Origin of the sequence: Methanosarcina sp. 1.H.T.1A.1, assembly GCF_000979295.1 — an archaeon.
GTDB lineage: Archaea > Halobacteriota > Methanosarcinia > Methanosarcinales > Methanosarcinaceae > Methanosarcina.
Map to the genome: position 1 here is coordinate 1 of NZ_JJQY01000064.1, position 24634 is coordinate 24634.

General features: G+C 44.0%; 17 protein-coding genes and 1 pseudogene. 12 read left to right on the forward strand and 6 right to left on the reverse strand.

Going from position 1 to position 24634, the window contains the following annotated elements:
• Together EO95_RS06405 and EO95_RS06410 are read right to left on the reverse strand one after the other, a co-directional pair.
• The coding region (locus EO95_RS06405) for a hydantoinase/oxoprolinase N-terminal domain-containing protein (protein WP_048133336.1) at window positions 1-823 on the reverse strand (823 nt) is incomplete at its 3' end.
• Window positions 824-1288: 465 nt separating this feature from the next.
• Window positions 1289-3982, reverse strand: coding sequence for a PAS domain S-box protein (locus EO95_RS06410; protein ID WP_082105955.1), 2694 nt, complete (start codon window positions 3980-3982; stop codon window positions 1289-1291).
• Between the two features lie 418 nt (window positions 3983-4400).
• On the opposite strand from EO95_RS06410, the gene EO95_RS06415 reads away from it, so the two are divergent.
• Window positions 4401-4586, forward strand: coding sequence for a hypothetical protein (locus EO95_RS06415; protein ID WP_048133340.1), 186 nt, complete (start codon window positions 4401-4403; stop codon window positions 4584-4586).
• Window positions 4587-4623: 37 nt separating this feature from the next.
• Here EO95_RS06415 and EO95_RS18445 read toward each other — a convergent pair whose 3' ends face one another.
• Complete coding sequence (locus EO95_RS18445) at window positions 4624-4758, reverse strand: hypothetical protein (RefSeq protein ID WP_255350323.1); 135 nt, start codon at window positions 4756-4758, stop codon at window positions 4624-4626.
• Window positions 4759-5354: 596 nt separating this feature from the next.
• Between EO95_RS18445 and EO95_RS06420 the strand changes: the two genes are divergently transcribed.
• Entirely contained in the window at window positions 5355-6500 is a 1146-nt protein-coding gene (locus EO95_RS06420) for a tyrosine/phenylalanine carboxypeptidase domain-containing protein (protein WP_048133341.1), read from the forward strand.
• A 138-nt stretch (window positions 6501-6638) separates the two neighbouring features.
• On the opposite strand, the gene EO95_RS06425 is transcribed toward EO95_RS06420, so the two are convergent.
• Window positions 6639-7904 carry an NAD(P)/FAD-dependent oxidoreductase gene (locus EO95_RS06425; RefSeq protein WP_048133342.1) on the reverse strand — a complete coding sequence of 422 codons (1266 nt, stop codon included), beginning with the start codon at window positions 7902-7904 and terminating at the stop codon, window positions 6639-6641.
• Between the two features lie 341 nt (window positions 7905-8245).
• On the opposite strand from EO95_RS06425, the gene EO95_RS06435 reads away from it, so the two are divergent.
• The 6 genes and pseudogenes from EO95_RS06435 (at window position 8246) to EO95_RS06455 (ending at window position 18814) form a co-directional block, all read left to right on the forward strand.
• Entirely contained in the window at window positions 8246-10552 is a 2307-nt protein-coding gene (locus tag EO95_RS06435; protein ID WP_048133344.1) for a phosphoadenosine phosphosulfate reductase family protein, read from the forward strand.
• 705 nt (window positions 10553-11257) lie between these two features.
• Window positions 11258-12355 (forward strand): AI-2E family transporter, encoded by a 1098-nt coding sequence (locus tag EO95_RS06440; RefSeq protein WP_048133346.1) that lies wholly within the window; start codon window positions 11258-11260, stop codon window positions 12353-12355.
• A gap of 253 nt (window positions 12356-12608) precedes the next feature.
• Window positions 12609-14516: a threonine--tRNA ligase gene (locus tag EO95_RS06445; protein WP_048133348.1), complete on the forward strand. Its 1908-nt coding sequence runs from the start codon at window positions 12609-12611 to the stop codon at window positions 14514-14516.
• 534 nt (window positions 14517-15050) lie between these two features.
• On the forward strand, window positions 15051-17255 hold the full coding sequence (locus tag EO95_RS06450; RefSeq protein ID WP_048133349.1) for a DEAD/DEAH box helicase: 2205 nt from the start codon (window positions 15051-15053) through the stop codon (window positions 17253-17255).
• Between the two features lie 453 nt (window positions 17256-17708).
• A pseudogene (locus tag EO95_RS18565) lies at window positions 17709-17856 on the forward strand (IS5/IS1182 family transposase); the annotation flags it as partial.
• A gap of 49 nt (window positions 17857-17905) precedes the next feature.
• A complete protein-coding gene (locus EO95_RS06455) occupies window positions 17906-18814 on the forward strand; it encodes a hypothetical protein (RefSeq protein WP_048133351.1) in 909 nt (302 codons plus the stop codon).
• A 168-nt stretch (window positions 18815-18982) separates the two neighbouring features.
• Here EO95_RS06455 and EO95_RS06460 read toward each other — a convergent pair whose 3' ends face one another.
• Together EO95_RS06460 and EO95_RS18000 are read right to left on the reverse strand one after the other, a co-directional pair.
• Window positions 18983-19513, reverse strand: coding sequence for a RimK/LysX family protein (locus EO95_RS06460; RefSeq protein ID WP_048133353.1), 531 nt, complete (start codon window positions 19511-19513; stop codon window positions 18983-18985).
• Window positions 19514-19752: 239 nt separating this feature from the next.
• Entirely contained in the window at window positions 19753-20520 is a 768-nt protein-coding gene (locus EO95_RS18000; RefSeq protein WP_200895012.1) for a hypothetical protein, read from the reverse strand.
• Window positions 20521-21108: 588 nt separating this feature from the next.
• On the opposite strand from EO95_RS18000, the gene EO95_RS06470 reads away from it, so the two are divergent.
• The 4 genes from EO95_RS06470 to EO95_RS06485 all read left to right on the forward strand — a co-directional run bounded on the left by EO95_RS06470 (window position 21109) and on the right by EO95_RS06485 (window position 24489).
• Window positions 21109-21783, forward strand: a complete 675-nt coding sequence (locus tag EO95_RS06470) for a TetR/AcrR family transcriptional regulator (RefSeq protein ID WP_048133355.1) — start codon at window positions 21109-21111, stop codon at window positions 21781-21783.
• Between the two features lie 95 nt (window positions 21784-21878).
• Complete coding sequence (locus EO95_RS06475) at window positions 21879-22697, forward strand: nitroreductase family protein (RefSeq protein WP_048133358.1); 819 nt, start codon at window positions 21879-21881, stop codon at window positions 22695-22697.
• A 100-nt stretch (window positions 22698-22797) separates the two neighbouring features.
• Window positions 22798-23517: a carboxylesterase gene (locus EO95_RS06480; protein ID WP_048133360.1), complete on the forward strand. Its 720-nt coding sequence runs from the start codon at window positions 22798-22800 to the stop codon at window positions 23515-23517.
• Window positions 23518-23667: 150 nt separating this feature from the next.
• Window positions 23668-24489: a nitroreductase family protein gene (locus tag EO95_RS06485; protein ID WP_235282892.1), complete on the forward strand. Its 822-nt coding sequence runs from the start codon at window positions 23668-23670 to the stop codon at window positions 24487-24489.
• Window positions 24490-24634: the final 145 nt, after the last annotated feature.

The following is a 24634-nucleotide window of genomic DNA, read 5'->3' on the forward strand; positions in this document are numbered from 1 at the left end:
ACCCCTCTCTATTCGTCGGCAGCGTCAGATGTGTATAAGAGACAGCTACAACAGATGTCTGTCCCTCAGGGGTGAGGGCGAGAGCTCCTATCGTGCTTGCTGCGGGACCCGAAAAAATAGTTTCCACCGGGAACTCTACGGATTTTTCAATTGGCAGAGTCCCTCCATCAGCTTTTAGGATGTATACGGGAGCCCTGATGTCCCGTTCCTCAAGGGCTTTTTTGATCTCTGCAACGAACTCCTGGTAACGTTCCCCTGTTGCAGAGGCCAGCATGGAGGTTGCGATTCTTCTCGGGAAATTCAGTTTTCCCGAAACCTTATGCCCGAGTCCTACCTGGCAGTCCGGATACATTTCCCTGAGGATTTCTTCTATCCGGAGTTCATGGGAAGGATTCCTCTGTCCGAATTTGCTTACCACGGCAGCTCTAAAATAACCCTGTTCCCGGATTCGATTCACCGTTTCCCGGACCTCAGCTTCGTCAAGGGGCTGGATTTCCCTTCCCCTGAAGTCCATAGCTCCTTTAAGGTAGAAACTGTCTGGAAAAACATAACTTGAAGGGTTAACACCCGGACCCGGAATAAGCAGCAGAGCCACACGGTCAGTTTTGCCCTCGGCAATAAGATTTGTTATTACGGTTGTACTGAAAACCACCCTTTCGAGCTGTTCCGGAGGAACTCCTCTGCTGACCTCATCAAGAGCATTGAGCAGAGACTTCAGAAGATTCCCTCGCTCGGTGGAAACCTTGGCTGTACTGTATACTTCTCCGTTCCGGATAAGCACCGCATCTGTGGTGGTGCCCCCTACATCAATTCCTATAAGCATTCACAATTCGCCTATCCTCACCTGAATGAATTTATCAGTCGCCTTTTTTTATGTATTTTATAGCTGGATTTAATTTCTCCAGTTTCAAATGATTTCTATATAGAAATAAGTGTGTGCTTTTTTTCGATACAGTGCAGGTCTATACAGTATCTCCTCCAGAAGTAATCCCGAGCCCGTACAGTCCATACCTATTCGGGCTGATACCCGGGTCACAAGCTTGATATTCCGGGCTCGAAACACTGACACAGCTAATAATTTAGTTTTTGTCTGCAATGCACAGGTGGACTTAAGCGGTGCGCGGCCTGCAAAGAAAATAATGACTGTCTATACGACCGCCTATAATACTATTAAAAAACCTGATATTATGTAAAATACATCATGAGCTAAGAGATACTTCCTTTAAACCCCGGAACCCGTTTTTCGAACGACACGGTATGGCGAATAAGGTTGTACGCAGAATTGTTTTCAGCTCTTTCCCGGAAGCCCCTTATCATCGAACCTGATAGTAAATTTTGTCTCATCTCCTTTCTCAAGTTCAATAGTGCCATCGATCTGTTCAACCAGAGCATTCACAAGTTGCAAACCAAGGGTCTCGGGGGTTTTAAAATCGATATTTTCGGGAAAACGTCCCCCATTATCCGAATAAACCAGTGTAAAACCGGGGTACATCCCTGAATCTGTTATAGCGGTGTCTCTGTCGGATATCGGGGTGTCTCTGTGGGGTTCACTGCCAGGCCCCGGGGCTTCAGATTGTCTGCAAAGTGAAATCCTTATCTCCCCTTCAGCACCTTTCGGAAACGCATATTTCAGGGAATTAGAGAAAAGTTCATTGATTATTATCCCGAGGGGAATTGCGGTGTCGATCCCGAGGAATATATGGCCTATATCAAGGAAAAGCCGGACTTTCTCGTTTCCGACCCTGTAAGAGTAAAGAAGTTCAGAGGTTAGTTTCCTGAGATAGGCTGCAAAATCTATGCTCGTAGTGTCCTCGGATTTATGAAGCTCCTCATGGATTATGGACATGGAGATAACACGATTTTCACTTTCTCTGAAGGCTTCAATAACATCTTTATCTTTGAACTTATCAGCCTGGAGGCTGAGCAGGGATGAAACTACCTGAAGGTTATTCTTGATCCTATGGTGAATTTCCCTCATACCGATAGCTTCGGCTTTTGCAAGGGTTTCCTCGGCTTTTTTCTTAAGAGTAATATCATAAGCATAGCCCTGGATAAATTCGGTTTCTCCTGAGGCGGCACAGATGTTATGGATCAACTCATGAACCCACTTTACAGTTTCATCTTTCCGCCTGAGCCTGTACTCATGTTCCATAATGGAGTTCGGGGAAGAATTCATTTTTTCCCGGCTTATACTGAGTAGTGACCTGTCTTCCGAATCAATGAGATCAGACAAATTTATTCTGCCGGAGATGAAGTCTTCTTCTGTGTACCCGGTTATTTCCTCAATAACCCCTTCCAGAAAGAGAGGGGCAAAATCCCTGTCCAGCTTAAATGAGATCCCTTTAAAGTTCTGTAAGAATGAGCGGTAGAGTTCTTCGCTTTCCTTCAGTTTTTCCGAGGAAAGTTTGATTTCAGTAATGTCTTTCATCACTCCAAGGGCTTTGCATACGCAGCCTTCTTCATCCCTCAGATAGACGCCTTTGTTTTCCACGAAAAAATAGCTTCCATCTTTCCGCCGGAACCTGAATTCTTCATTGAACTTTTCTCCTGTGTTCCAGCACTTTTTAAATTCCTGCTTCACTCTTCTGCGGTCTTCGGGATGAATGTGATCAAGCCAGTCATAGTAAGTAAAATCCTGCATCTCGCTGTAGCTGTAGCCCGTAAGTTCCGTGACTGCCCCTGCCCATTCAACATGTCCGTTTTGCAGGTCAAATTCGTATATCAGTTGCCCTGTCTGTTCAGTAGCTAAACGATATCTTTCTTCACTCTTTAACAGGTTCTCTTCAGTAAGTTTGCGCCCGGTTATATCGAGCATTACTCCTACAAGCCCTTCCACAGTCCCATTAAGGCTCCTGTATACGGCTTTATTGAAAAGGAACTGTCGGATTATCCCGTCAGAGCACATGACTCCGGACTCATAAACCTGGCTTCCCCCTCTCTGGAGCAACTGCCTATCTACTCTTTTGAAAACATTCCCAAGTTCAGGTGGAATCGCATCGGAAAGTTTATCTATAGAGCATCCTGTTACTTTTTCCTTTGAGCTTCCAAGAATCATTCTCGCAAAGAGTTCGTTGCAGCCGCGGTAGATCCCTTCTCTGTCTTTATAAAATACGGGAGCAGGAATCGTATCAAGCAGAATTTCAAGAAAATGGATCTTATCCTGAAGGGTACTCTCTACCTCATTTCGTTCAAAGGTTAACGAGATCAGGGATGCAACGCCATTCAAAAAAGAAGTATCTTCTTTTGTAAATTTCTCTTTCTTTGTGCTGTGAATTATCAGCACTCCATAGGGCTTTTCAACACTTCCGAGCAGGACACTTATTCCACTAGTTATTTCCTGATACCCTTTGAGCCCCATTCCGTCAATGGAACCCTTTCTGTTTAATTCATCTATCCGGATAGGTTTTTTTGAAAGCACTGTGTACCCGGCAAGCGAAGCTGCATCTCTTTTAATAACCTTACCTATATCTTCGATCTTCCATCCGATTCCTGTTTCAAACAGAAAGTTTCCATCAGGCAAAAGTTTCAAAATTTTGCAATATTCTACGTCAAGCGTAGCAGCGATCAAAGTTAAGGATTCGTCCAGCAGGGTCCGGATATCCGGGGTTTTGAGAGCCAGTTCGGCAACCTGGAAAAGGACTTCATGATGCCTATCTATAAGAGATAGTTTTAAAGATAGTTTTTTTTCGGCTTGTTTAGAAAAAGTGGTATCCGATGCGTAGAGAATAGCAGATTTCCCGTCAGAAGAAGGTGTGAAAGTGGCTGAATATGTTTTTTCGCCTGCTTCAAGTTCCAGGTATTCGGACTTTTTCATAAGAGCTGCTTTCCGCACAGTTTTCCGGATTTTTGCGGGAACTTTTTCTCCGATCCCGCTTTCCCATGCTTCAAGTAATGATTTTCCTGCTTCATTAGCATAGAGAATTACGCCTTCTTTTTCTATCCTCAGGACAGGGCTGGGGCTGTTTAAAAGAAATTCTTCCATCCAGTTTTCTTCTGCTTCACTTTTTCTGTCAGTAAAATTTATGCTATCACCCCCAGCATTTAAGTTCCTGCCTTTCTTTTTCTTAGTTTTTCCCCGGATTTTGAGTTTACTTACCCAGAGCTCCAGGTTTCCTGAATTCTTTTTTATGAAAATCCTATCCGGCAGTCACAGATATTATAAAGTAAGTGACATATTAATTTTTGGAAATTAGTTTAAAAAAAGTAAATGAGTGGGGGTATGGAGTGATATTATTCACAGCTTTGCAGCTGAACATGAATATATATAAAAAGCCTGTTATTAAGGGTATGTAGTACTGGCAGGCACCTGCAACGGATCTCTGGAATACGTTTGGGAATACGCTGGCAGCTGCGTGAAAAAATAAATCTAATTTCGCTTTTTGTAAATGAGGGTATCTTTTATGGAAGACTTTAACCAGCTCAAAAGGAAACTTGACGATATGAGTGTTATGGAACTTTACGGGTATATAAAAGAAAAATATCCTGAAAACGAGGACCTTGCACTCGGGTCCAAAAAGATAGTAATCAGGAAAGTCCTGAACTTTGAAAGAAACCTGCTGAATGCACTGGAAGAGGCCGGCCAGTAAGGTTTACACTTTCATAGTTACACATAGTCACATTTTTTTAAATTTTTCCCTGGAAGCTCCTCATCTGGGGCATTTCCAGGAACGATTCCATTTCAGGAGTGAGCTTGAGGCCTGCAGAACAGGTACATAAGTGCTGTTTTACGTCATCAAGAAGTTTAGAACCGGAACTCACAGGTATCCCCTTTAATATAAGGGGTTTCGGGAATTTATAGTCCTCCCAGTAAAAATCAAGACTTCCCAGAATGAAAAAGATGAATTGTCAGATCTCAAAATTGTCAGGTACCGGGGTTTCCCCCAATCTTAAATCTCAAAGTTAACCATTAAAAACACGGAAATCAGGAACTTGAAAAATGTGGTGTTCCCGGGTTAATTGGTTAGTATTATTCCGAAATGACCTTAAATTGCATCTCTCTTTCTTTCCACGCGCCACGCTCCGCTTGAGCCCGCTTGCGTACAGTAGATAAAAACAAAAGCATTAGGCCGGCTGGAAACCTGATACCAAATATCAATCGTTTAGTATCAACCGTGTAGCCAGGGATGACATATAAATATAGGAAATTTGAAAAACAGAGTCCTCGTTTATAATTTAGGGTTCGATTTAAGATTGGGATTTATCCAAAAAAGAGTGAATGTATACTTAAAAGTGCTAATTTACTTAATTTTTGCCACTTGCCAGAGAGTAGTTCTTTACTGATTAGCCCTTAATTGCTCCTAAAAAATATACCAGGAGACGAAGTTCGAAAGATGTACTGAGGGGAACGGTTTCGGATGCTTGTAGCAGAGTCGGAAAAATGCGTTTTTAAATACGACAGGCGCTTGTTTGATATAGAAAAGCAGTTGAATATTCTGCGCTATCTCAACCCTGTGAATGCCAGAAAGGAAAAAGAGAAGTTCCTCAGGGCATACGCTGGAGGCGAAACTTACAATCCTGTATTCGAGTACGAAAGCTGTGGGCCGGAAGTAGGGGATTTTTGCAGGGATCTTAAAAAAATCAGGGAAAAACTTGAGCGCTGTAAAGGTTCTGTTTTTGCTCCTTTCTACATCAAAAAAATCAATTACCTCCTTCGCTTTCATGACCTTCTGATTCACAGGGACTCCCCGGATTTCGGGAACGAGCTTTCGGCCTTTTACGGACTCCCCTCCGGACCCCTTCTCCTGGAGGCTCAGAAAAACCTGGAGCGTTTAAAGAATGAGCAGGTGGAGAAAAACCTGAGCCCTGGAGATGTCAGAGGTGTTTTTGAAACGGAGTTAAAGCGCTTAGGGCTGGAATGGGAAGTCAGGCCTGCAGATGGGGGAGGAGTGAAAATGGCAGTAAATGCGGCCTGCAGTGAAATCCACATCGATTTTTCGTCCCATTTTTCAAAAGCCGGAATCAAAGGATACCTCTGCCATGAAATAGGGACGCACGTCTTTCGGGCAGAAAACGGGAAATTCCAGCCTCTGATGCTTTTCCGCTCGGGTTTTCCGGGTTATATGGAAACCGAAGAGGGGCTTGCGGCCTACAATGAATCGAAAAATGGACTTCTGGTGCCGGAAAACCTTAAAAAATACAGCGCAAGGGTTGTGGCTGCTGCGATATGTAATGAAGCTTCGTTTTCAGAGATTGTGGATGAACTTACAGGCTATTTCTCCCCCGAAGAGGCTTTTACCTTTGCCCTCAGAGTCAAAAGAGGACTTCACGATACCTCCCTGCCCGGAGGTTACACCAAAGATTGTGTTTACCTGAGCGGTTTTCGAAAAGTAAGTGCCTTTTTACAAAAACAGCCCTCTGAACAGGAGGCTTTAAAGGTCCTTTACTGTGGGAAGATAGGGCTCCAGCACTTCGAAATGGCAAGGGACCTGCTGGCAGAAGGATTTCTCAAACAGCCGCGCTACCTGCCTGAGGCAAATCCGTCTTTCTCTAATTTTCGGTGATCTATAGTTAAGTGGGAGAAATTATTCAGGGAAATCTGACTGGTATTCTTCAGTATTTCCTGCCCCGCACTCCAGTATAAAGCCAGCACCTCTAACCGGCACTTTCTGCATCTTCTCACACTTCAAATGCTGATTTCTTCAAAAGAGTGTCTTTACAAATGTCCCGAAAGCTTTCATGAGCCTCAAAGAGTTTCCTGAAAACATCAGCTTCCTCATAAGGACAGAGGGGTGGTCCATATCCCCGTACTCCGTGATTGTATTCAGAATCGAAGGGGTATTTAACGAGCCTATGAGTTCGTTCAACTGATTGTCTTTCAGCTTTCCCATGTAGTCATGGATTTTCATGCCTATTTCGAGTTCTTTTGCCAGGCCCTTTCGCCAGAGCAGGTCGTATTCGGAAAGCCTGCGTGCAGAGGTGTCTCCTTCAAGGGCGGCCTCAGCTGCAATTTTTCCGGCAATTTTTGCTGCAAAAGCTCCCGTATAGACTCCGCCTCCTGACGTGGGTTTAGTCTGCCCTGCAGCATCGCCTGCGAGCAGGACACCGTCAGAAGATGTTTTTTCCAGGGGGCCTATTGGAATCCCCCCAACCACAAAGTCAAGCATGCCTCCTGAGTACCTTTCTTTTATGTGTGGGTTTGAGCAAAGGAGTTTTTCAAGATAGGAAAGCGGGGAATTCTCGCCAGGCCCGCTTTTGCAGGCAAGCCCTGGCTCAAGTGCAAGCCCGATTCTTGAGACCTTTTCGTCAAGGGGCACGGTCCAGGCAAAGAAACCGGGGGCTGAAGAGCCTGGAAACAGCTCAACAAAATCGCTGTCATCCGAAGCATAGGGAGCTTCGATCTGAATTCCGGGAAGTATGCGCGCAGGTTTTCCAAGGCCCGCATAACTGGCTATGCGGCTTTTTACCCCGTCTGCCCCGATAACTACGGACGTGGATATGGTTTCAGGCTTTCCGTTCCTGAGTACTTTGAGCTTTACAGGAGAGCTCTTTTTGGTTCCATTTTCTTTTGTCCCGGTTCCGGCTTCAGAGCTCTCTTTTTCAAATCCTATAGCCCTTGTTTTCAGGGAGAGCTCAACACCTTCTTCTACAGCCATTACTGCAAGGGCGCGGTCAAAGTTTTTCCGGGAGACAACATACGCCTTTGTCTGCTTTCCATCAATCGGCAGGTACTGTCCATCGGGAGCATGCACAAAAGCCCCGCGCACGGAATTGAACACAAATTCGTCCGAAGGCCTGAGTCCGCACTCTTCAACGGCTCTTGTGCTCAGAAGCCCTGTACATCCGACAGGAGACCCTATTGAGGAGTGCTCTTCGAGCAGAAGGACCTTTGCCCCATTCATTGCCGCATAGCGGGCGGCAGTGGAGCCCACAGGACCAGCTCCCACCACAACAACATCATATTTCATACAGTATCACATTCGAATAACAAGCTTACCTTTTGCGGAAAGCTTTAATGCCTTCCAGGGAAACTTTAATGCCTTCTCAGGAAGTTTAATATATTCTTGATTCATATTATCAGTTAAAATAACAATATAAATATAAGATTTAAGTTATACTTTGTGTTATACTTTAAGGGTTTTTGAAAGTATTAGAAAGTATTATCGTGTTTTCTTTTATAGGATCTTTCCCTTCTCTCAAAGCATTGATACTTTCTCTCAAAATATTGATATATCGATAAACGCATCCTTGCTGAAAACTGAACGATAAGATACTTAACCATTTCTTCGAACCACCGGTCAGGGCTTCCATGCATCAGAAAAAAGAAAAATACCAGACTTCCAGCTCACAAAAACAAAAACGAAACAGTTCGGACAGAAAGGGACCTCAAACCCATGAAAAAAGAGCAGAAAACAGGTCCCGGGATTTTAATGAAAAATCCTCTGCCAGAAAGAGCTCTGGCTCTGAAAGGCATCCGGATCCGGCTCTTTCAAAGAAAAAATCCTCTCCTCGTTTTGAATATGAAGATGACTACATTTTCTGGTGCAGGAAGTGCAACCTGCCACTCATAGGGGAAGAGTGCGGGATCTGTGGCGGCAAAGGTGATACACTCCATCTTTCCCAGCCGGCAGATGTCAGGTTCTGTTCCCCCTATGAGAGGGAAGTCCTGGCAGAGCAGCTAATTTCAGCCTTCGGCTGCGATCCTCTGGGAGACCGATTTGTTCTCCTTAACAAAATTCCCGGAGAAGACAAAACTGATGAGGTTATCGTAGACGGTTTTATTTTCGGAGTGCTCCGTTTCGAACTTTCGGAAATGGACTACAGCTTTGAGCCTTCTCTTCAGGGAGCAAAAATCCTCCTCAAGTCTGCTGAAGGCAGAAAAGTCGAGCTTAAGAAAACAAACCGACACCTTAATGGAAAAAACGTGGCATCGGGGCTTATAGAGTCGTTTGCCAGCAACATAAAAGCAGGGGATTTTGTCCTTGTGACTGCAGGCAGCCTTAGCGGATATGGAATTTCTTACATTAACGGCGCGGATTTCGCAGGCATGGAGAGCCTGTCAAAGCCCGAAGCTCAATCCGGGACCGTAATTCAACCTGAAGTCAGAGCCCAATCTGAGTCCGAATACTCATCCGAAACCAAATCCCCCTCTGAAGCCGAATCCCCCTCTGAAGCCGAATCCCCCTCTGAAGCCGAATCCTCGTCCGAAACCGGAACAAAAGTTATCAGGGTCAGAAAGGTTGACAGCAGCGAGGCATTCCTGCATCCCGAGATTCCGGATTTAGGGGCATGCATAGAAGCTAACAAAAAACACCTGCAGGTCCTGGGGAAAAATGCCATCAACACCATCCGCGGGATTATTTCCAGAAATGAGTATCGTGCTCTGCCTGTGTATGTGTCCTTCAGCGGGGGGAAAGACAGTCTCGTGGTACTGGACCTGGCAAAGTCTGCCCTCAAGCAGAGGGAGTTTAAGGCTTTTTTCCTGAACACGGGGATCGAATTCCCTGAAACTGTGGAGTTTGCACGGGATTTATGCCGCGAAATGAAAGTCCCTCTTGAAGAAATGAGTTCAGGCTCCGCTTTCTGGGAGCAGGTAGAAAAGTTCGGGCCTCCTGCAAAGGATTTCCGCTGGTGCTGCAAGGTCTGCAAACTGGCTTCGGCAGGAGACCTGGAAGCAGGAAAAGGAGCCTGTTCCCTTTCAGGAAAGGAGGCTGCAAATGCAGTTGCCTATCTGACAATAGATGGCAAGCGAAAGCATGAATCCTTCTCCAGGGCAAGGATTGCGGCGAGTGAGACAAACCCCTTCGTCCCGGCGCAGCTCAATATCTTCCCTATAAGGGACTGGCGGGCTCTTGAAGTCTGGCTATATATCCACTGGAGAGGGCTTTCATACAACCCCCTTTACGACCAGGGATTTGAGAGGGTTGGGTGCTGGCTCTGCCCATCTGCCCTTGCTGCCGAATATTCCAGGGTAAAAGAACTGCATCCTGAGATGCACGCCAGGTGGAACGCCTTCCTGCTTGAGTGGGCAAAAAAGCACGGGCTTTCGGAAAAGTTCGTAGAGCATGGGTTCTGGCGCTGGAAGGAGCTGCCTCCGAAAATGCTAAGGCTGGCAGAGGAACTTGGAATCTCTGTCCTTGCGGAAGAAAAAGCTGAAGACTTTGAAATTGAGGTGGTGGGAGGAATTTCCCCCTGCAAAGCAGGAGGCTTTTCTGTCGAGGCAGGAGTCCGGGGCATCAGGGAAAAAGAAGCTGCGGATTTCATCAATGTGCTTGGAAATACTGTTTATGCAGAAGAACTGGGCATGCTGCTGGTCAAAACCGGAACCGGGACCGTGAAGTTTTTTTCGAATGGAAACCTGCTCGTAAGCTCGGAAACAAAGGAAAAAGCTGTCTGCCTCTTTAAAGAGGCTGCAAAACAGTTTGTCAGGCTTTCCCGCTGTACAGGATGCGGTATATGTGAAAAAGCCTGTCCTGTCGGAGCGGTTTCGATAAAAGAAGGAAAGCCTCATGTAAGTGAAACCTGTATAAGGTGTGGAAAATGCATGGAGTCCTGCGTGGTAACCAGGTATTTTGACAAACTTGTTCCCGGTCTGGATGAAAAACTAAAAGTTTGAACGGTAAAAAATGAATCTTAAAAAATGAATCTTAAAAAATGAATCTTAAAAAATGAATCTTAAAAAATGAATCTTAAAAAATGAATCTTAAAAAATGAGTATAAATACTATGATTGTCAGCAGTTAATCGGGAAGTTTCATTCCGGGCAACTGAACTGGCATCTTTTATCTGTTCTGTCCCACGCCCGGCACGGCTTAAACCCACCGGTTTTGAGCAAATTAGAACGCAATCTTCAACCATGCTGGAAAAATCAGGTATCAAAAATCAACCTTTTGTCATCGGGTAACCAGTACTTTGGATAATCAAAAACCTGAATTTGGATAATCAAAAACCTGAATGATCAAAACTCGAATCCTGAGGTCTGAATTTGCTGTTCTGTTCATAATCCGATGATATTTTTAAATAGTTTCTAATTATATTTTCATATTAAACCTGTAATCTTACCAGGCCCTTTCAGGTCACACATTTTCGAAACATCCCGATAATAACTGATTACCCTGTTATTTACCTGACCGAGTTCCCCCTGAACTGACAGAATTTTATACTAATGACGCCAATGATGTTTATATCAAACTTTGAGCTTAACAATGTTTTACATCCGGACTCATTTAATACATTTGTTTCCGGTTCATGAATTTGATTATATTTACCTTTATTTAATTGATTGAATGATTATCATCTATTTATCATAATGGAACTGAAGAATGCGATTAAATTACCCACCCGACGGAGTCAGCCAGCTCATTGCCAGCCGCTGGAAAATAGGAATAGCCATTGCATTAGCTGTGCTTTTATTCTTCGCTTTCCTGATCCTGCTGCCCCTGGCAGACGGAATAGTGCTCGGGATAGTCTTTGCATATATTGCCCGGCCTATCCAGGTGAAATTTGGAAAGTATAGAAAAGTAGGGGCTTTGATAGCCAGCCTTTTCATTTTCATCCCTATAGTATTCATTGTAGGAGCCGGAGTTGTTGAGATCCTTAACCAGGTCTCCTGGATTATTGAACACCAGACTTCAGTCATGGGCGGAATTTTAGACTTCATAAATGCTCTGGAAATTCCGGAAACATATGTTGAAAGGATAAATACTGCTATCTGGAACCTCTTTACCTCCCTGCTCCCTGCAGTCGGCAGCATAGGGCTAATCTCATATGCCCAGAGTATCGGTCTCTTTATTATTAATTTCATAATTTCGATATTCTTCTGTTATTTTCTGCTTGCCGATGGGGACAGGCTTTACTGTGCCTTTCTTGGCGTGATACCAGAAGATTACCAGGACATTGTAAACCGCTATGCAGCTCATCTGGACCTTATCCTGAAAGGAGTTTTCATAGGCAATGCTTATGCTGCCCTCATAGTAAGCGTGACTTCAGTTTTCGTTTTTTACGCTTTCGGATTTACCCATGTGCTGGCACTTGCAACCCTTATCTTCATAGCATCGGTTATACCTCTTTTTGCCGGGTATATGGTGCTTGTACCCCTGGCTTTAATACGTTATTTTGAACAGGGATTTGAAAGTGCATTTCTTTTTTTTGTGGTTTCTTCCCTTCTAATTTATGGCCCTCCCGAACTGATCCTCAGGCCTTTCCTGACCGGCATGAAGTCAAAGATCCATCCGATGCTGCTCATGCTCGCCTTCTTAGGAGGGGCTTTTGTGGGAGGGGTTGCAGGTTTTTTTGCAGCCCCTATTCTTCTGGGAGCACTCGTTGCAGCTTACAGAGTTTATCAGGAACAGATTCATCCTGAAATGGCAGCACAGGCTGACCTCTACCTCAAGAATCTGACAAAATCCTGCCAGGACTGATTGATAAAAATAGATTTCAATGAGGAGAAAGGGATTGCTTTATATCATTGCAGGATGTTAGGACTGTCATATATTCTTCTTAACTTCCTTTAATCAAGATCTACTGACGGGTACAGACCTCAAACAGTCCAGAAATCAGGTCCTGGTATTAAGTTGTAATACTAAGTCATAAAATACTGTTTGAGCCTCTGTTTGATCCAGAACAAAAGCCAATTAGGAACACATATTCGGCTTAGAAAACACAGGTGATAGAATGCAGTTATTGCTCATTCACTCTGACTATATTGAATACCAAACCAAAAAACAAACTCCAGTTGCTGAAAAAATAGAAGAGTCCTTAAAGTCAGGCAGACTTGAGGAAGCCCTCACCGCTTTTACGGCTGTGGAAAGCGTGGATGAAGCCAATCCAGAAGAGGCCATAGAAAAAGCTGTATCTGAAATCGAAAAGGTTGCAGCTCAGGTCAAAACCGACCGCATAATGCTTTATCCATATGCCCACCTGAGCTCTGACCTTTCCTCTCCGAAAGTTGCAGTAGAGGTCTTAAAAGGCATTGAGAAAGCCCTCTCAGGAAAATATGAGGTCAAACGTGCTCCTTTTGGATGGTACAAAGCCTTTACTGTAAGCTGTAAGGGACACCCCCTCTCCGAACTTTCCAGGAGCATCCGTCCCGAGGGGACAGCAAAAGCAGTATGCAAAACTGTGGCAGTCGAGGAAAAAGAAGAGGTAGTTTCCGAAGCCCTGAAAGCCGAAGGTACTGCCAAGTCCTACTGGCGCATCCTGACTCCGGACGGGGAACTCCATGAAATCGAGGGCTTTGACCTCACTCCTCATCCAAAACTCCAGAAGTTTGTGAATTATGAAATGTCCAAAAGCAGGGCGGTTGAGCGTGCTCCTCCCCATGTTGAACTCATGCGGAGGCTTGAGCTTGCAGACTACGAGCCAGGGTCAGACTCCGGAAACATGCGCTATTACCCCAAGGGAAGGTTTGTTAAGTCCCTCCTTGAAAACTACGTGCTTGATGTCGCAACCGAGTTCGGGGCAATGGAAGTCGAAACTCCCCTGATGTACGACATGAACCACCCGACTCTCAAGAAGTACCTTGACAGGTTCCCTGCAAGGCAGTATTCTATTGAGTCTGACAAGCGGCAGATGTTCCTGCGTTTTGCAGCCTGCTTCGGGCAATTCCTGATGAACCACGACATGACGATCTCCTACAAAAACCTGCCATTAAGGATGATCGAAATGACCCGCTACAGTTTCAGAAAGGAACAGCGTGGAGAGCTCGTGGGCCTGAGAAGACTTAGGGCTTTTACTATGCCTGATATGCACACTCTCTGTGAGGATATGAGCCAGGCTGTAAACCAGTTCAAGCAGCAGTATGACCTCTGCATCGACGTGCTTGAAAATGTGGGAATCCATATTGATGATTATGAAGTTGCCATCCGTTTCACCAGGGACTTCTATGAGTCTAATAAAGACCTGGTAGTCAGCATGGCAAAGACCGTCAACAAGCCCGTGCTTGTTGAGATGTGGGATACCCGTTTCTTCTACTTCGTGCTCAAGTTCGAGTTTAATTTCGTAGATGCCCTTGACAAGGCAAGCGCCCTTTCCACTGTCCAGATCGATGTGGAAAATGCCGAAAGGTACGATATCTCTTATGCGAGCGCAGACGGCAAACTGGAGAGACCGACCGTTCTCCACTGCTCTCCAAGCGGAGCAATCGAACGCTGTATCTATGCTCTCCTTGAAAAAGCTGCAATGGAAACAGAAGAAGGAAAAGTCCCGATGCTGCCTTTATGGCTTTCTCCCACCCAGGTAAGGGTTGTGCCGGTTTCCGAAAAACACCTCGCTTTTGCCGAAGAGCTTTCAAAGAAACTGGACTGCAGGGTTGATGTTGATGACCGCGACCTGTCCATAGGAAAGAAGGTAAGGGAAGCGGGCAGGGAATGGGTGCCATACGTTGTGGTTATTGGAGATAAAGAACTGGAGGAGGGCACGATTAACGTAACCGTCCGGGCCGAGTCCGAACAGGATAAGCCTAAAAAAGTTCAGATGACTCCGGAAGAACTGAATACCCGCATAAAAGAAGAAACTGCTGGCAAGCCCTACAGGAAGCTGCCTCTTGCAAAGTATCTTTCTGCAAGACCAAAGTTCTTCTAAACTCTTTCAAATTTCCTTTTCCGGAAGATATCAAAGGACAGAGAACCTCTGCAAAGAGCCTTTTCCTTTGACTTTTCCGTACATAAATTGTTGCAGTTCAGGAGTTCTGCAGAATAATATTTCCAAAGTTCATGTGTTATCATGTTCTTTAGAATTCCTTATAATTAAAATTCCACAACTTTATATACAACTTTATATTATAGTAATTCTTATACTGCCGTAATTCTTATATCGCCGTAGTTCTTATTACTGAAAAGGTATTCCTTTTAACTAAAAGCCGTTCAAACATGCTCTTTTCGATTTCGGAACGAAAGGAGATGACCCAGGTTTTCTGGACTGAAGTTTTTTATCCGTAATTTTGCAGTCAGGGGAGTTAATTCTTAGAATATTTCCAGTTGCATGCACTGTTTCCTGTGCATGGAGCATGCAGTTTCCCGGAAAACTTTTTGAAAGGTAGCTTTCTGATATTATCAAATATAAAAAAATTCACAAAGTCAAATTTTATAGAGTGAAAAGCGTGAGGACAGCGTACTGATGACAATTTCAAATGAAGCCTCAGCCGGCATGGAAACCGTCGAGCTCGAGCCCTTGAGGGAAGATAAGAAGAAAATCTTTGAGGATATTCTGGAATATTTTGAAACCCATCAGAGAGGCTATATCAAAGTTCCCACTGGCTGGGGCAAGACCTTTCTTTCAAAACATATAATGAAAAAATATTACGAGGAAGGAAAACTTGTACTTTTCCTTATTTCGAAAAACAACCCTCTCCTGAGTCAGACATACTACGACAGGAAAAAAAACAGGCCCCTCTTTCCCAATAGTGCGCTCCTCTCTTCCGAACAAAAGGTCGCTAGAAAAGAGATTGCAGAAGCCCTTAGAAAATCCGGGCAGGAAAAAGGTGAAGGCTTTGTGCTCTTTGCCTCACTGCAGACAGTACTAGGAAAACAGGCCTCCGAAATCAAAGAACTTCTTCTCGAATATACCGACCTTGCAATCGTGGATGAGATCCACAACTTCATAAACAACAGGGGAAACGACTTTCTCAATGAGTTTGGAGAACGGACTAAAATCCTGGGGATGACTGCAACTCCTTTCCAGGGTGTGGTCGGAAATGTAAAATTCGTGGATGAGATTGCCGGGGATATGAGGGAGGTCTATGCAAAGACTCTTCCTGAGTGTATCCTTGATGACGAACTTGCACCCCTTAAGTACACGATTGCTGAAAGTTCGGAGGATATATTTGAGATCTTTGACTTTGAGAAAGGGCTGGATGAACTTGACAGGCAGGACCTTTACCTTGACTGCAGCACTGTTGACAAATTGAGAAAAGTTATCCGTAGAACCCAGCTCGCAAAAGATGTGTACGATTCGCTGGTAAAGCAGAGGAATGCAAAGACCCTTGTCTTCTGCGCCCCCGTCCGGAAGCGTGTCTATGGAGCCGGGGAGGACGGAGAGGAAATCAACGCTTTTCATGCAAAACTCACTGCCTCGGTTTTCAACGGGGAAATCTCTGCCCCGGAGCTGGAAAAGGATTCTGATCCGGTATTGCCTCTTGATTTTGAGAATTATACTCCTGAAGGGGAGTTCACAGATGCTGCTTTTATGACTTCTGAATTGCCCAAGGAAGAACAGAGTGCTCTTCTTGCAGCTTTCAGGGAAGCAGGAAAGCCGCCCTATGTCCTTTGCACGGTCGGTATGCTGATCGAAGGCTTTGATTTTCCGGGGCTTGAAACCCTTATCCTTCTGCGGCCAACCCTGAGCATGCGGCTCTTTGAACAGCAGGTCGGAAGGGTTACAAGGCTTTCTCCGGTTTCCGGGAAGTATAGAGGAAACATCTTTGAAATCGCGGACAGCATCGACTCCCTCTATCAGCATTTTGGAGAAGGGGTTTTCAACGGGGAAAAGGTTGACCAGGTACAGATGCTCCAGCCTGAAATCCGCCTCGAAGAGCTTTTCTCCGAAGGAGATGCAGCCCGGGCAATTGAGGAAGGAAAAATCGAAATCAGCAAGGTAGACTTCAGCAACTTCAGGAAAGGAAAGGGAAAAGGAAAGGGAAAAGGAAAGGATGTGCAGGCAGGAGAGGTCCCTGTCAGGCTTCCCCCAACCGCCCTGAGGGCAAAATATTTCTCGCGCCTTCTTGCCATCACAGAGGAAAAGGATATCGGAGCCTTTGAACGGGAAAAGCGGGAACTTATGCGGGGCGCCTTAAGGTTCAGGGTCAGGGAACTCAGAGACGCAGAAGAGCTCGCGAACCTTTCCGGCCAGATAAACAAGCTCAAGAGAGAAGCCTACGAAGACCGCAGGTTAGGGGATGTTTCAAGGCAGCATAAGCCCAAGGTCTTCGGGGAAGTTGAATGGCTCCTTAAACTCCAGGCCTTAAATTCCCTGAAGTACCACGGCGAGCGCATTTCGATGCCCGAGAAAAATAGAATTCTAAAGACCCTGGGATTTGATCCTGATATCAGGAAGATAGACAGCTACAGGCTCAAGTGCCTGAAACTTGGTTCTGCCCAGAAGAACATTCCAGACCTTGTCAAAGTTCTCGGGTTCGTAAGCCGCCTATCATCTTCTGAAACCTACCAGTTCCTCGATAAAAAGAAGAAAGAACAGTGGAAGAGAGAATTCCTGCCTTCGGTTTACTGGGGCTTCTGCTTTATTGACGATTCTCCGGAACTCAGGGAGCTTTTCGAGTCCACGGAATGGGACAGGCGGGTCAAGAATATAATCAGGCAAAAATGATCTGATAGTTTCTGACCGCTGATGATTTCTGACCACTGATGGTTTCTTATCAATCGATTGAAATTATTCAGAACATCCGCGGCAGGAATCTTTTTTCTCTTCTGTGCCTTGCTGGACAGAAATCGGCTCGCCAGTTAGATAATACTAAAACGTATTTGGCTCCGGAAACTGCGTTTCAATACACATGGAATATAAGCGCCTCCGCCAGCTTGTCTGGCGGCCCTTCACAAAAAGCAGAAGGAAGAAGAACGAAGTAAAAGAGAGGAAAACAGGAAGATGAAGCTTGAAAAGTAATAAAAAGCGATAAAAGCAGAAATGGATTATTGTTTGCTAATTTTCTTCATTTAATAGGAATATTGTTTGCTGATTTTCTTCTTTTTCGTCTTTTTGAGACAGGCCGCTCTCCTCCGTTGAGCGTGACAAGAATGGTTTATTATAGTGAATAAGGTTGAATTGGCTAAGAAAGCATACTCTATGGAGATTTTGCACAAATATACGAAGAGTTATGTCTAAAAATACTGTTCTTTATCCTTTTTAGTGGAGATAACTGTAAATTACGGCATTAATGAAAAAAAGGAAACTACAAGCCTTCTCGGAATAATGAAACAAAGAAGGGGGCTATATAAGTATGGAAATTTGTATTGTAAAGCATGACTTCTTTTCTTAATATTCCATGTGAAACAGGAAATAAACAAGCACATGAGTGCTTAATTCCCTGGTATATAATTGGAATAACTGCAATCATCTGTGCAACAACTCTGGTTTTAATCGCTTTTCTTGGACCCATTGGTCAGGGAATAATACAGTATAGAACCTCTCAATCTGGCATATGGCAGATCTCTGGACAGGACCTTGCAAATTTGGTACTGATCACGCCTATACTGTTAATCGGTGGGATTCTATGCCTGGCCAGAAGGGCCGGCTCGAAATACCTGCTGATACTTACACCGATAACATTAATGTATACAGGGCTTTCCATCGGGATTGGCCAGGAATGGAGCAATCCTGCTTACAGCGGCAATGTTGAGGACTACTGGTGGCTCTTCGGAATCCTTTTAGTAGGTGGGCTCATCCTTCTTTTAGGCAGCCTGTCTATGTTTACCGAAGCAGATGCTCCTTACTTCAAACCTAAAGGTCTGCGAATCTATGTGGTTCTGATGACCGTATTCTTCCTGCTCTTTGCAGCGATGTGGATATCTCAAATCCAGCAAATTATAAGTACTGGAGACCTTCCCGATGGATCATACAAAGCGGCTCCAACCGCCTTCTGGACCATCAGGTATCTTGACCTTGGAATAAGTATTCCATTAGGTTTTCTAGCTCTATTCCTGATGCTTTCAAAACCAAAAAAGGCATATTCTTTATTGCTACTATTCTTTGGTTTCTTCATTACTCTCGGAACCGCTGTGGACATGATGGCCATAATTCAATTCTTGAACGGGGATACGGAAGCGGCCAAAGGAGGACTTGTAATATTCCCGATACTTACAGCTTTCTCTTATGGAGGCCTCTTCTATCTTGTTAAAGATAAAATTCGTTTAGGTGTCAAGTTCAGATAATCGGAACAGACTATTATCGAGATAGCCTCTATTGCGATTGTATAGAATAGAGAAAAAAGATTCAACCACGTAAGTCCTGTACTTTTGATATCCATATAATATTTTTTTTATTATTTTCACCTGTTTTTTTACTGTTCTTTTTTACTGTTCTTTTTTACTGTTCTTTTTTTACTGGTGTTTAACATATTCAAAGTTCCACATCGGAATTCCTTTTACCTCTCCCTTTTCTAGGTGTTCCAGCTCATGAGCTGCGCTATATGCCGGGGTGCCTTTCAGTAGTATGTGTTTTTTCTTCAGCTCCTTGACTCTTATATCCCTGAGGTCCGGATTCACCTCTGCAAGTATCACCCTTTTAGCCTGCAGAGTTATACAGTATGGCCTTTCAACCAGTTCTCTTTCTTCTCTTTCCCCGCACTTTTCCAGCCTGCGGACGACTCCTTCTTCCTTTATGATTTCGGGATCGATAAAGAGGTATATCTTTTCCAGAGTATAGCCAGTCTTGCTCTCTTCATTGTAATAAGTGATCACATCCTTTACTGCAATGCTTTTTGTGTCTTCGGAGGCATAACTCCATGAACCTCCTGATTTTAGCGAAAGCAGAAAAGGAAGAAATAGCTCTTCTTGAATTTCAAAACTGGAAATTATACTTTTTTCCTGGGCTGAAAACCTGAAGATCGCCCGAATTTCTTCAGCATCCATATTCATGTCCCCTTCTTAAGAGTTTGAATATCGAAGCCTATTTAAGTTTTCTTTTCAAAAAAGCAAATTTGAAATTTTTGGTGGGCCCTTCCAGCCCGGGGAAAACCAAAAATCTGAAATAAATATCACAAAGTTTGTGAATTTTTTGTAAATATTTTTTGCGAGCATAACTTGGATGCAGTTCTATAATCTTTTATACGAACAATTTGATAAAGCGGAAAGCAAATATATGCAATTTATTACTCCCTTTTCCTTATACAAATGACTGCTCCGAACACCGCTGCAAGCATCCAGAAAGAGCTCATGAAAGGAATTCTTTTTGATTGAATAGTAGAACCGACTCCTTCTTGCTTACCTGCTGTTTCTTTATTTGCTGTTTCTTTATTTGCTGTTTCTTTATTATCTGATACTTCGGTATCATTTGTGTTATTATCGGTTTGATTTATTGTACTCAACAATTCTTCCAGAGTAACAGTTTCATCAGGGGTTATAGCTTTCCCATCGTTGGTTAATGTATATTTACCGCGATAAAAATCTGTAACTATGAAGTGTTCAGGGCCAATATCCTTAGTACTGGGGCTTTCATCTTTTCTCAGATAGACCAAAACCTTTTCACCAGCGTTGAAGCTTGGATCGGCGTCTGTAGTCATGCTAAAATCCCCAACCGTCCCCCCGGTGACTCTTACAATAAGCTCTCTGGACGATAACGGGTTTTTCAGGTATTCATCAACACTTATGACGATGTCAGTGTAAATGATGTCGTCAGGATATTCAAGTTTATGAAGTAATTTCTTCGGCTTTTTTCCGTCTATGGTATTCCACCTGGGTGGAAGTATTTCTTTAACTGTACCTATTACAATAGTATCGGATTTGTCTCTTAATTCTTCATGGGTGTATGGTATGAAGTCTATACATATGTCAATACCAATGGCTTCATTACTATTATTTTCGAGTTCAGTATTATCGTTTGAAGGATTGGACAGCGCTAAAGCGTTTAATGTCAGCAAAGAAAGAGCCCCAAACAAAAAAATCCCATATTTTATAATAGTTCTCACGGTTTCGCTTCCGATTTATGGAGTTAAAATTGGGTTTGACTTAATACATTTAACATAAATTAACGACTTCCAGATAAATAGTTATAGGATTTTCCGACCAAATTCTCATATTGACTTTTTGAATCTCCTTTTCAAATCCATAATTATTCCAGGATCTTTGATTGTTAGATGATATGGTCGGAAAACTTATAAGGAGTTAATAAAAAGGAATTTGTGGAGTTCGAAAGAATTTCCAGATAACCAAAATCCATCTTATATTCGGCAGGTAGCTCGTATTTTCTTAATAATTTTTCCTGACACCGTTTTTTTCTGAAGTAGATGCTTTTGGCTCTTAATGAAAACGAAAAATCCGAAAATCAGAGCACAGGAAATCGGAATTTGAGAGCCCTTTTCATCATTTTTAACAGTTTGGAAGAGTGCCAGACAATTAAAAGATACTAATTATATAGTTAATTCTACCATAAGTAAAATATTGACTCTGAGTCAAAAATCAACTGATGATTAAAAAATGACTCTGAGTAGAAATACGACGGAAAGATTATGGTAGTTACAGACAGGCAACAACGCAAAAAAGAGAAGCGACGTAACGAAATCATAGACGCGGCCGAGAGGCTGTTCTACTCAAAGGGCTATGATAAAGTCTCCATGGATGAAATCGCACAGGAGGTTGAACTGAGCAAAGGCGCGCTTTACTTTTATTTCAAAAGCAAAGATTCTCTTTTTTTTGCCATCGTCTTCAGGAGATGGACGGACATTGGTGAGATTCAGGCTGAGAGGATGAGCCACGGGAAAAATGGCTTCGAAAAAATTCAAATCCTGATCCAGTGGTTCATTGAATATGCACGGAAGAACGCAGACTATAATGACATGGCCACCACATTCGGGCCGCAACTCTTTCAGAGAATTGACGCAGAAAACGCACAAACAATGATGGAAATTTCCACTAAATACGTGCCCCTTGTGTACAGCGCTGTAAGGGAGGGAATTGAGGACGGGTCTGTCAGGAACGACCTGGACCCCAGGTTGCTCGGGATGTATATCCAGATGATTACACTCAATATTGTCTCCCCGGACCCTTCAATAAAAAACAGTTTTGCATTACAGGGGGTAAACTACGACACATATGTCGAGATGTTGCCAAAGTTTCTCTGCCCCTCAGTTGCTCGAGATCCGGGGAAGGAATGTTGTGATCGGGACGGATCTCTCCAGCAGTAAACGCTAAGCCACCAGATCAGTGAAAAACTGAAAACTCAACGATGTAATTATCCAGAACTCAGAAAGTGATCCCAGAAGAGCAGGATTTGATAATTATGACTTACATTATTGTTGATCAGGATCGCTGCACAAAGTGCGGAATTTGCACAACCGTATGCCCTTTAGGGTTTATGTCTGAGGATGAAGAGACCAGGCTCCCCCAGGCACTGGAAAAAGCGGCACCTTTTTGTCTTAAATGCGGGCACTGTGAGGCGTTCTGTCCGGCAGGGGCACTCACATTGAATTTTGCGCTTGATGAAAAAAGTGACGATGATGTGGTGCTGAATGATATATCCTCAGGTCTTCTTAGCACTTATCTCAAAAGCAGGCGTTCCATCAGGTGTTTCACGTCCCAAAAAGTTGAAAAGGAAAAAATCGAGCAGATGCTGGAAATCTCCAGGTATGCAGCATCGGGCTGTAATACTCAGCCCGTAGAGTGGATTGTTGTATATGACGAGCAGGAGACCCATAAGCTTGCAGGACTGACCATCGACTGGATACGTCACCTCTATGAAAACAAGGATCCTCTGGGCACGGCTTTATACTCGCTGGTCACCGCCTGGGACCGCGGAATTGATGCCGTATGCTGGAATGCCCCCCACCTCCTGGTCGCTCATATCCCTGAGAACCACGGAAGCGGTGCAACGGATGGTATCGTCGCTCTCACTCATTTTGATATTGCTGCACCTGCGTTCGGAATCGGGACCTGCTGGGCGGGTTTTTTGACAGAAGCGGCAAAGTCATGGAAACCTCTGCAGAAGGAGCTTGCACTGCCGCAGGGACGTGTAATTTCTTATGCGATGATGTTCGGCTATCCACAGTTCAAAAGTTATCGTACCCCGCGCCGCAATCCTGTAAAGATCAAATGGATGTGAAAGAATGGATGTGATGTTACGCTGACTTTATCACCAGATTTTGGAACTGAGTCGAAAGGTTGCGGATTAAATTTATTTTTCTTCAAAGAGAAGTGAGAGAATGGAGAAAAGACATTTTTATATCTCAAATAATAAAATTCGTATTCCTGCCATCCTGTGGGGAAAGCAGAGTGAAAAGCTGTTGATTGAAGTTCATGGCAACCTTTCTAATAAAGAGGACACCGTTATTTCCATGATGGCACAAAAGGCCGTTGAAAAAGGTTACCAGGCATTAAGCTTTGACCTGCCTATGCACGGTGAGCGTGTAAATGAGGAATATGCTTGTATTCCAGAAAATTGCGTAAGTGATCTGGCGGCTGTTTATGAATATGCAAAGTCGCTTGCATCTGACATTCATTTGTTTGCGTGTAGCATGGGAGCCTATTTCAGTCTGCTTGCCTATCACGACCTTAACATAAAGCAAAGTTTATTTCTCTCGCCCGTCGTCAATATGGAACGCATCATAAGCAATATGATGGAAGGTTTCCAGGTAAGTGAAGAAAGACTAAAAGCAGAGCATGAAATCCGGTTGCCGATTGGGCAGACACTGGAATGGAACTATTATTGCTATGTGAGAGAAAACCCAATTTGTTTTGAATGGAAAGTACCTACTGCCATTTTGTATGGTTCTGAAGATAATCTGTCTGAATGGGACGAGATCTCAGCATTTGCAGAGAGGTACCACTCAACAGTTAAAGTCCTGGAGCAGGGGGAGCATTACTTCCATACGGAAGAGCAATTGAAGATATTTGATAGATGGGCAGATGAAAATCTGCTGTAAAACTTGATAGCATACTGCAAACAGAGAAGCATCCGGCATTTTATTCTTTGTCTAAACGGTTATAGAATTAATGAAGCTTCACAGACAGAGAAATAAAGAAAAGTAATTAATGCCGGATGGTCAATATATCAGCTTTTAACAGGATTTGATATGATGGCTCACATTATTGTTGATCAGGATCGATGCACAGGATGCGGTCTTTGTGCAAAGATATGCTCTTCAGGTATTATCGGTCTGGCTGATGAAACTAATCTCCCTCAGGTGCAGGACGAAAACGTTTTTCGCTGTTTCTACTGCGGACATTGTGAAGCTTTCTGTCCGTCTCAGGCACTCATCCTGAACCTCCGTCCTGAGGAAAAAGTTCTCCTTCCTGCCGATGCAGGCAACATCTCTCCAGAAGATATGGCGTTCTACCTCAAAAAACGCAGGTCTATTCGGCATTTTACCAGGGAACCCGTACCAAGGGAGAAAATCCTCGAAGTCCTTGATATTGCCCGCTATGCAGCTTCTGGTGTCAATTTTCAGCCTGTGCAGTGGCTGGTTATCCATGACCCGAAGAAAGTCAGGAAAATTGCCGAGCTCACCATGGAATGGATGAAAACCCTATTGAACACCGACCATCCCATGAGCGGCTACGTGCCGATACTTATTTCTGCATGGGAGCAGGGAATCGATGTTATCTGCTGGGACGCTCCACACCTGCTTTTCGCCCATATTCCTGAAGAAAGTCCAATTGCACCTGTAGATGCTATCATCGCCCTCACCCATTTCGATATCGCTGCGCCGGCATTCGGGATCGGGACATGCTGGGCGGGCTTTGTTGCGGCGGCTACCATGTTTTATGAACCTCTCCAGAAGGAGCTAAACCTGCCCGAAGGAAGGAAAATTGCTTACGCAATGATGTTTGGCAACCCGCAGCACAAAGTGTATGGAATCCCTCGCAGGAAACCTCTTGAAGTAACGTGGCAGTAAGACTTTAAAAGGTTTTGAGAGGTTTTGAGAGGTTTTGAGGGACTTTCAGTTCCTCTTTCTCAAATACTCAGGAGCCTGCGGAATTTTGTGCATCATGCCGTATGACCTTCCTGACGGGTAATACCGGCCCCAAACTGAATTTTAC

Coding starts and splice junctions, on each gene's coding strand:
- EO95_RS06410 (WP_082105955.1), bottom strand. CDS start 3,982: ATGGAAGAATTTCTTTTAAACAGCCCCAGCCCTGTCCTGAGGATAGAA.
- EO95_RS06415 (WP_048133340.1), top strand. CDS start 4,401: ATGGAAGACTTTAACCAGCTCAAAAGGAAACTTGACGATATGAGTGTT.
- EO95_RS06420 (WP_048133341.1), top strand. CDS start 5,355: ATGCTTGTAGCAGAGTCGGAAAAATGCGTTTTTAAATACGACAGGCGC.
- EO95_RS06425 (WP_048133342.1), bottom strand. CDS start 7,904: ATGAAATATGATGTTGTTGTGGTGGGAGCTGGTCCTGTGGGCTCCACT.
- EO95_RS06435 (WP_048133344.1), top strand. CDS start 8,246: ATGCATCAGAAAAAAGAAAAATACCAGACTTCCAGCTCACAAAAACAA.
- EO95_RS06440 (WP_048133346.1), top strand. CDS start 11,258: ATGCGATTAAATTACCCACCCGACGGAGTCAGCCAGCTCATTGCCAGC.
- EO95_RS06445 (WP_048133348.1), top strand. CDS start 12,609: ATGCAGTTATTGCTCATTCACTCTGACTATATTGAATACCAAACCAAA.
- EO95_RS06450 (WP_048133349.1), top strand. CDS start 15,051: ATGACAATTTCAAATGAAGCCTCAGCCGGCATGGAAACCGTCGAGCTC.
- EO95_RS06455 (WP_048133351.1), top strand. CDS start 17,906: ATGACTTCTTTTCTTAATATTCCATGTGAAACAGGAAATAAACAAGCA.
- EO95_RS06460 (WP_048133353.1), bottom strand. CDS start 19,513: ATGGATGCTGAAGAAATTCGGGCGATCTTCAGGTTTTCAGCCCAGGAA.
- EO95_RS06470 (WP_048133355.1), top strand. CDS start 21,109: ATGGTAGTTACAGACAGGCAACAACGCAAAAAAGAGAAGCGACGTAAC.
- EO95_RS06475 (WP_048133358.1), top strand. CDS start 21,879: ATGACTTACATTATTGTTGATCAGGATCGCTGCACAAAGTGCGGAATT.
- EO95_RS06480 (WP_048133360.1), top strand. CDS start 22,798: ATGGAGAAAAGACATTTTTATATCTCAAATAATAAAATTCGTATTCCT.
- EO95_RS06485 (WP_235282892.1), top strand. CDS start 23,668: ATGATGGCTCACATTATTGTTGATCAGGATCGATGCACAGGATGCGGT.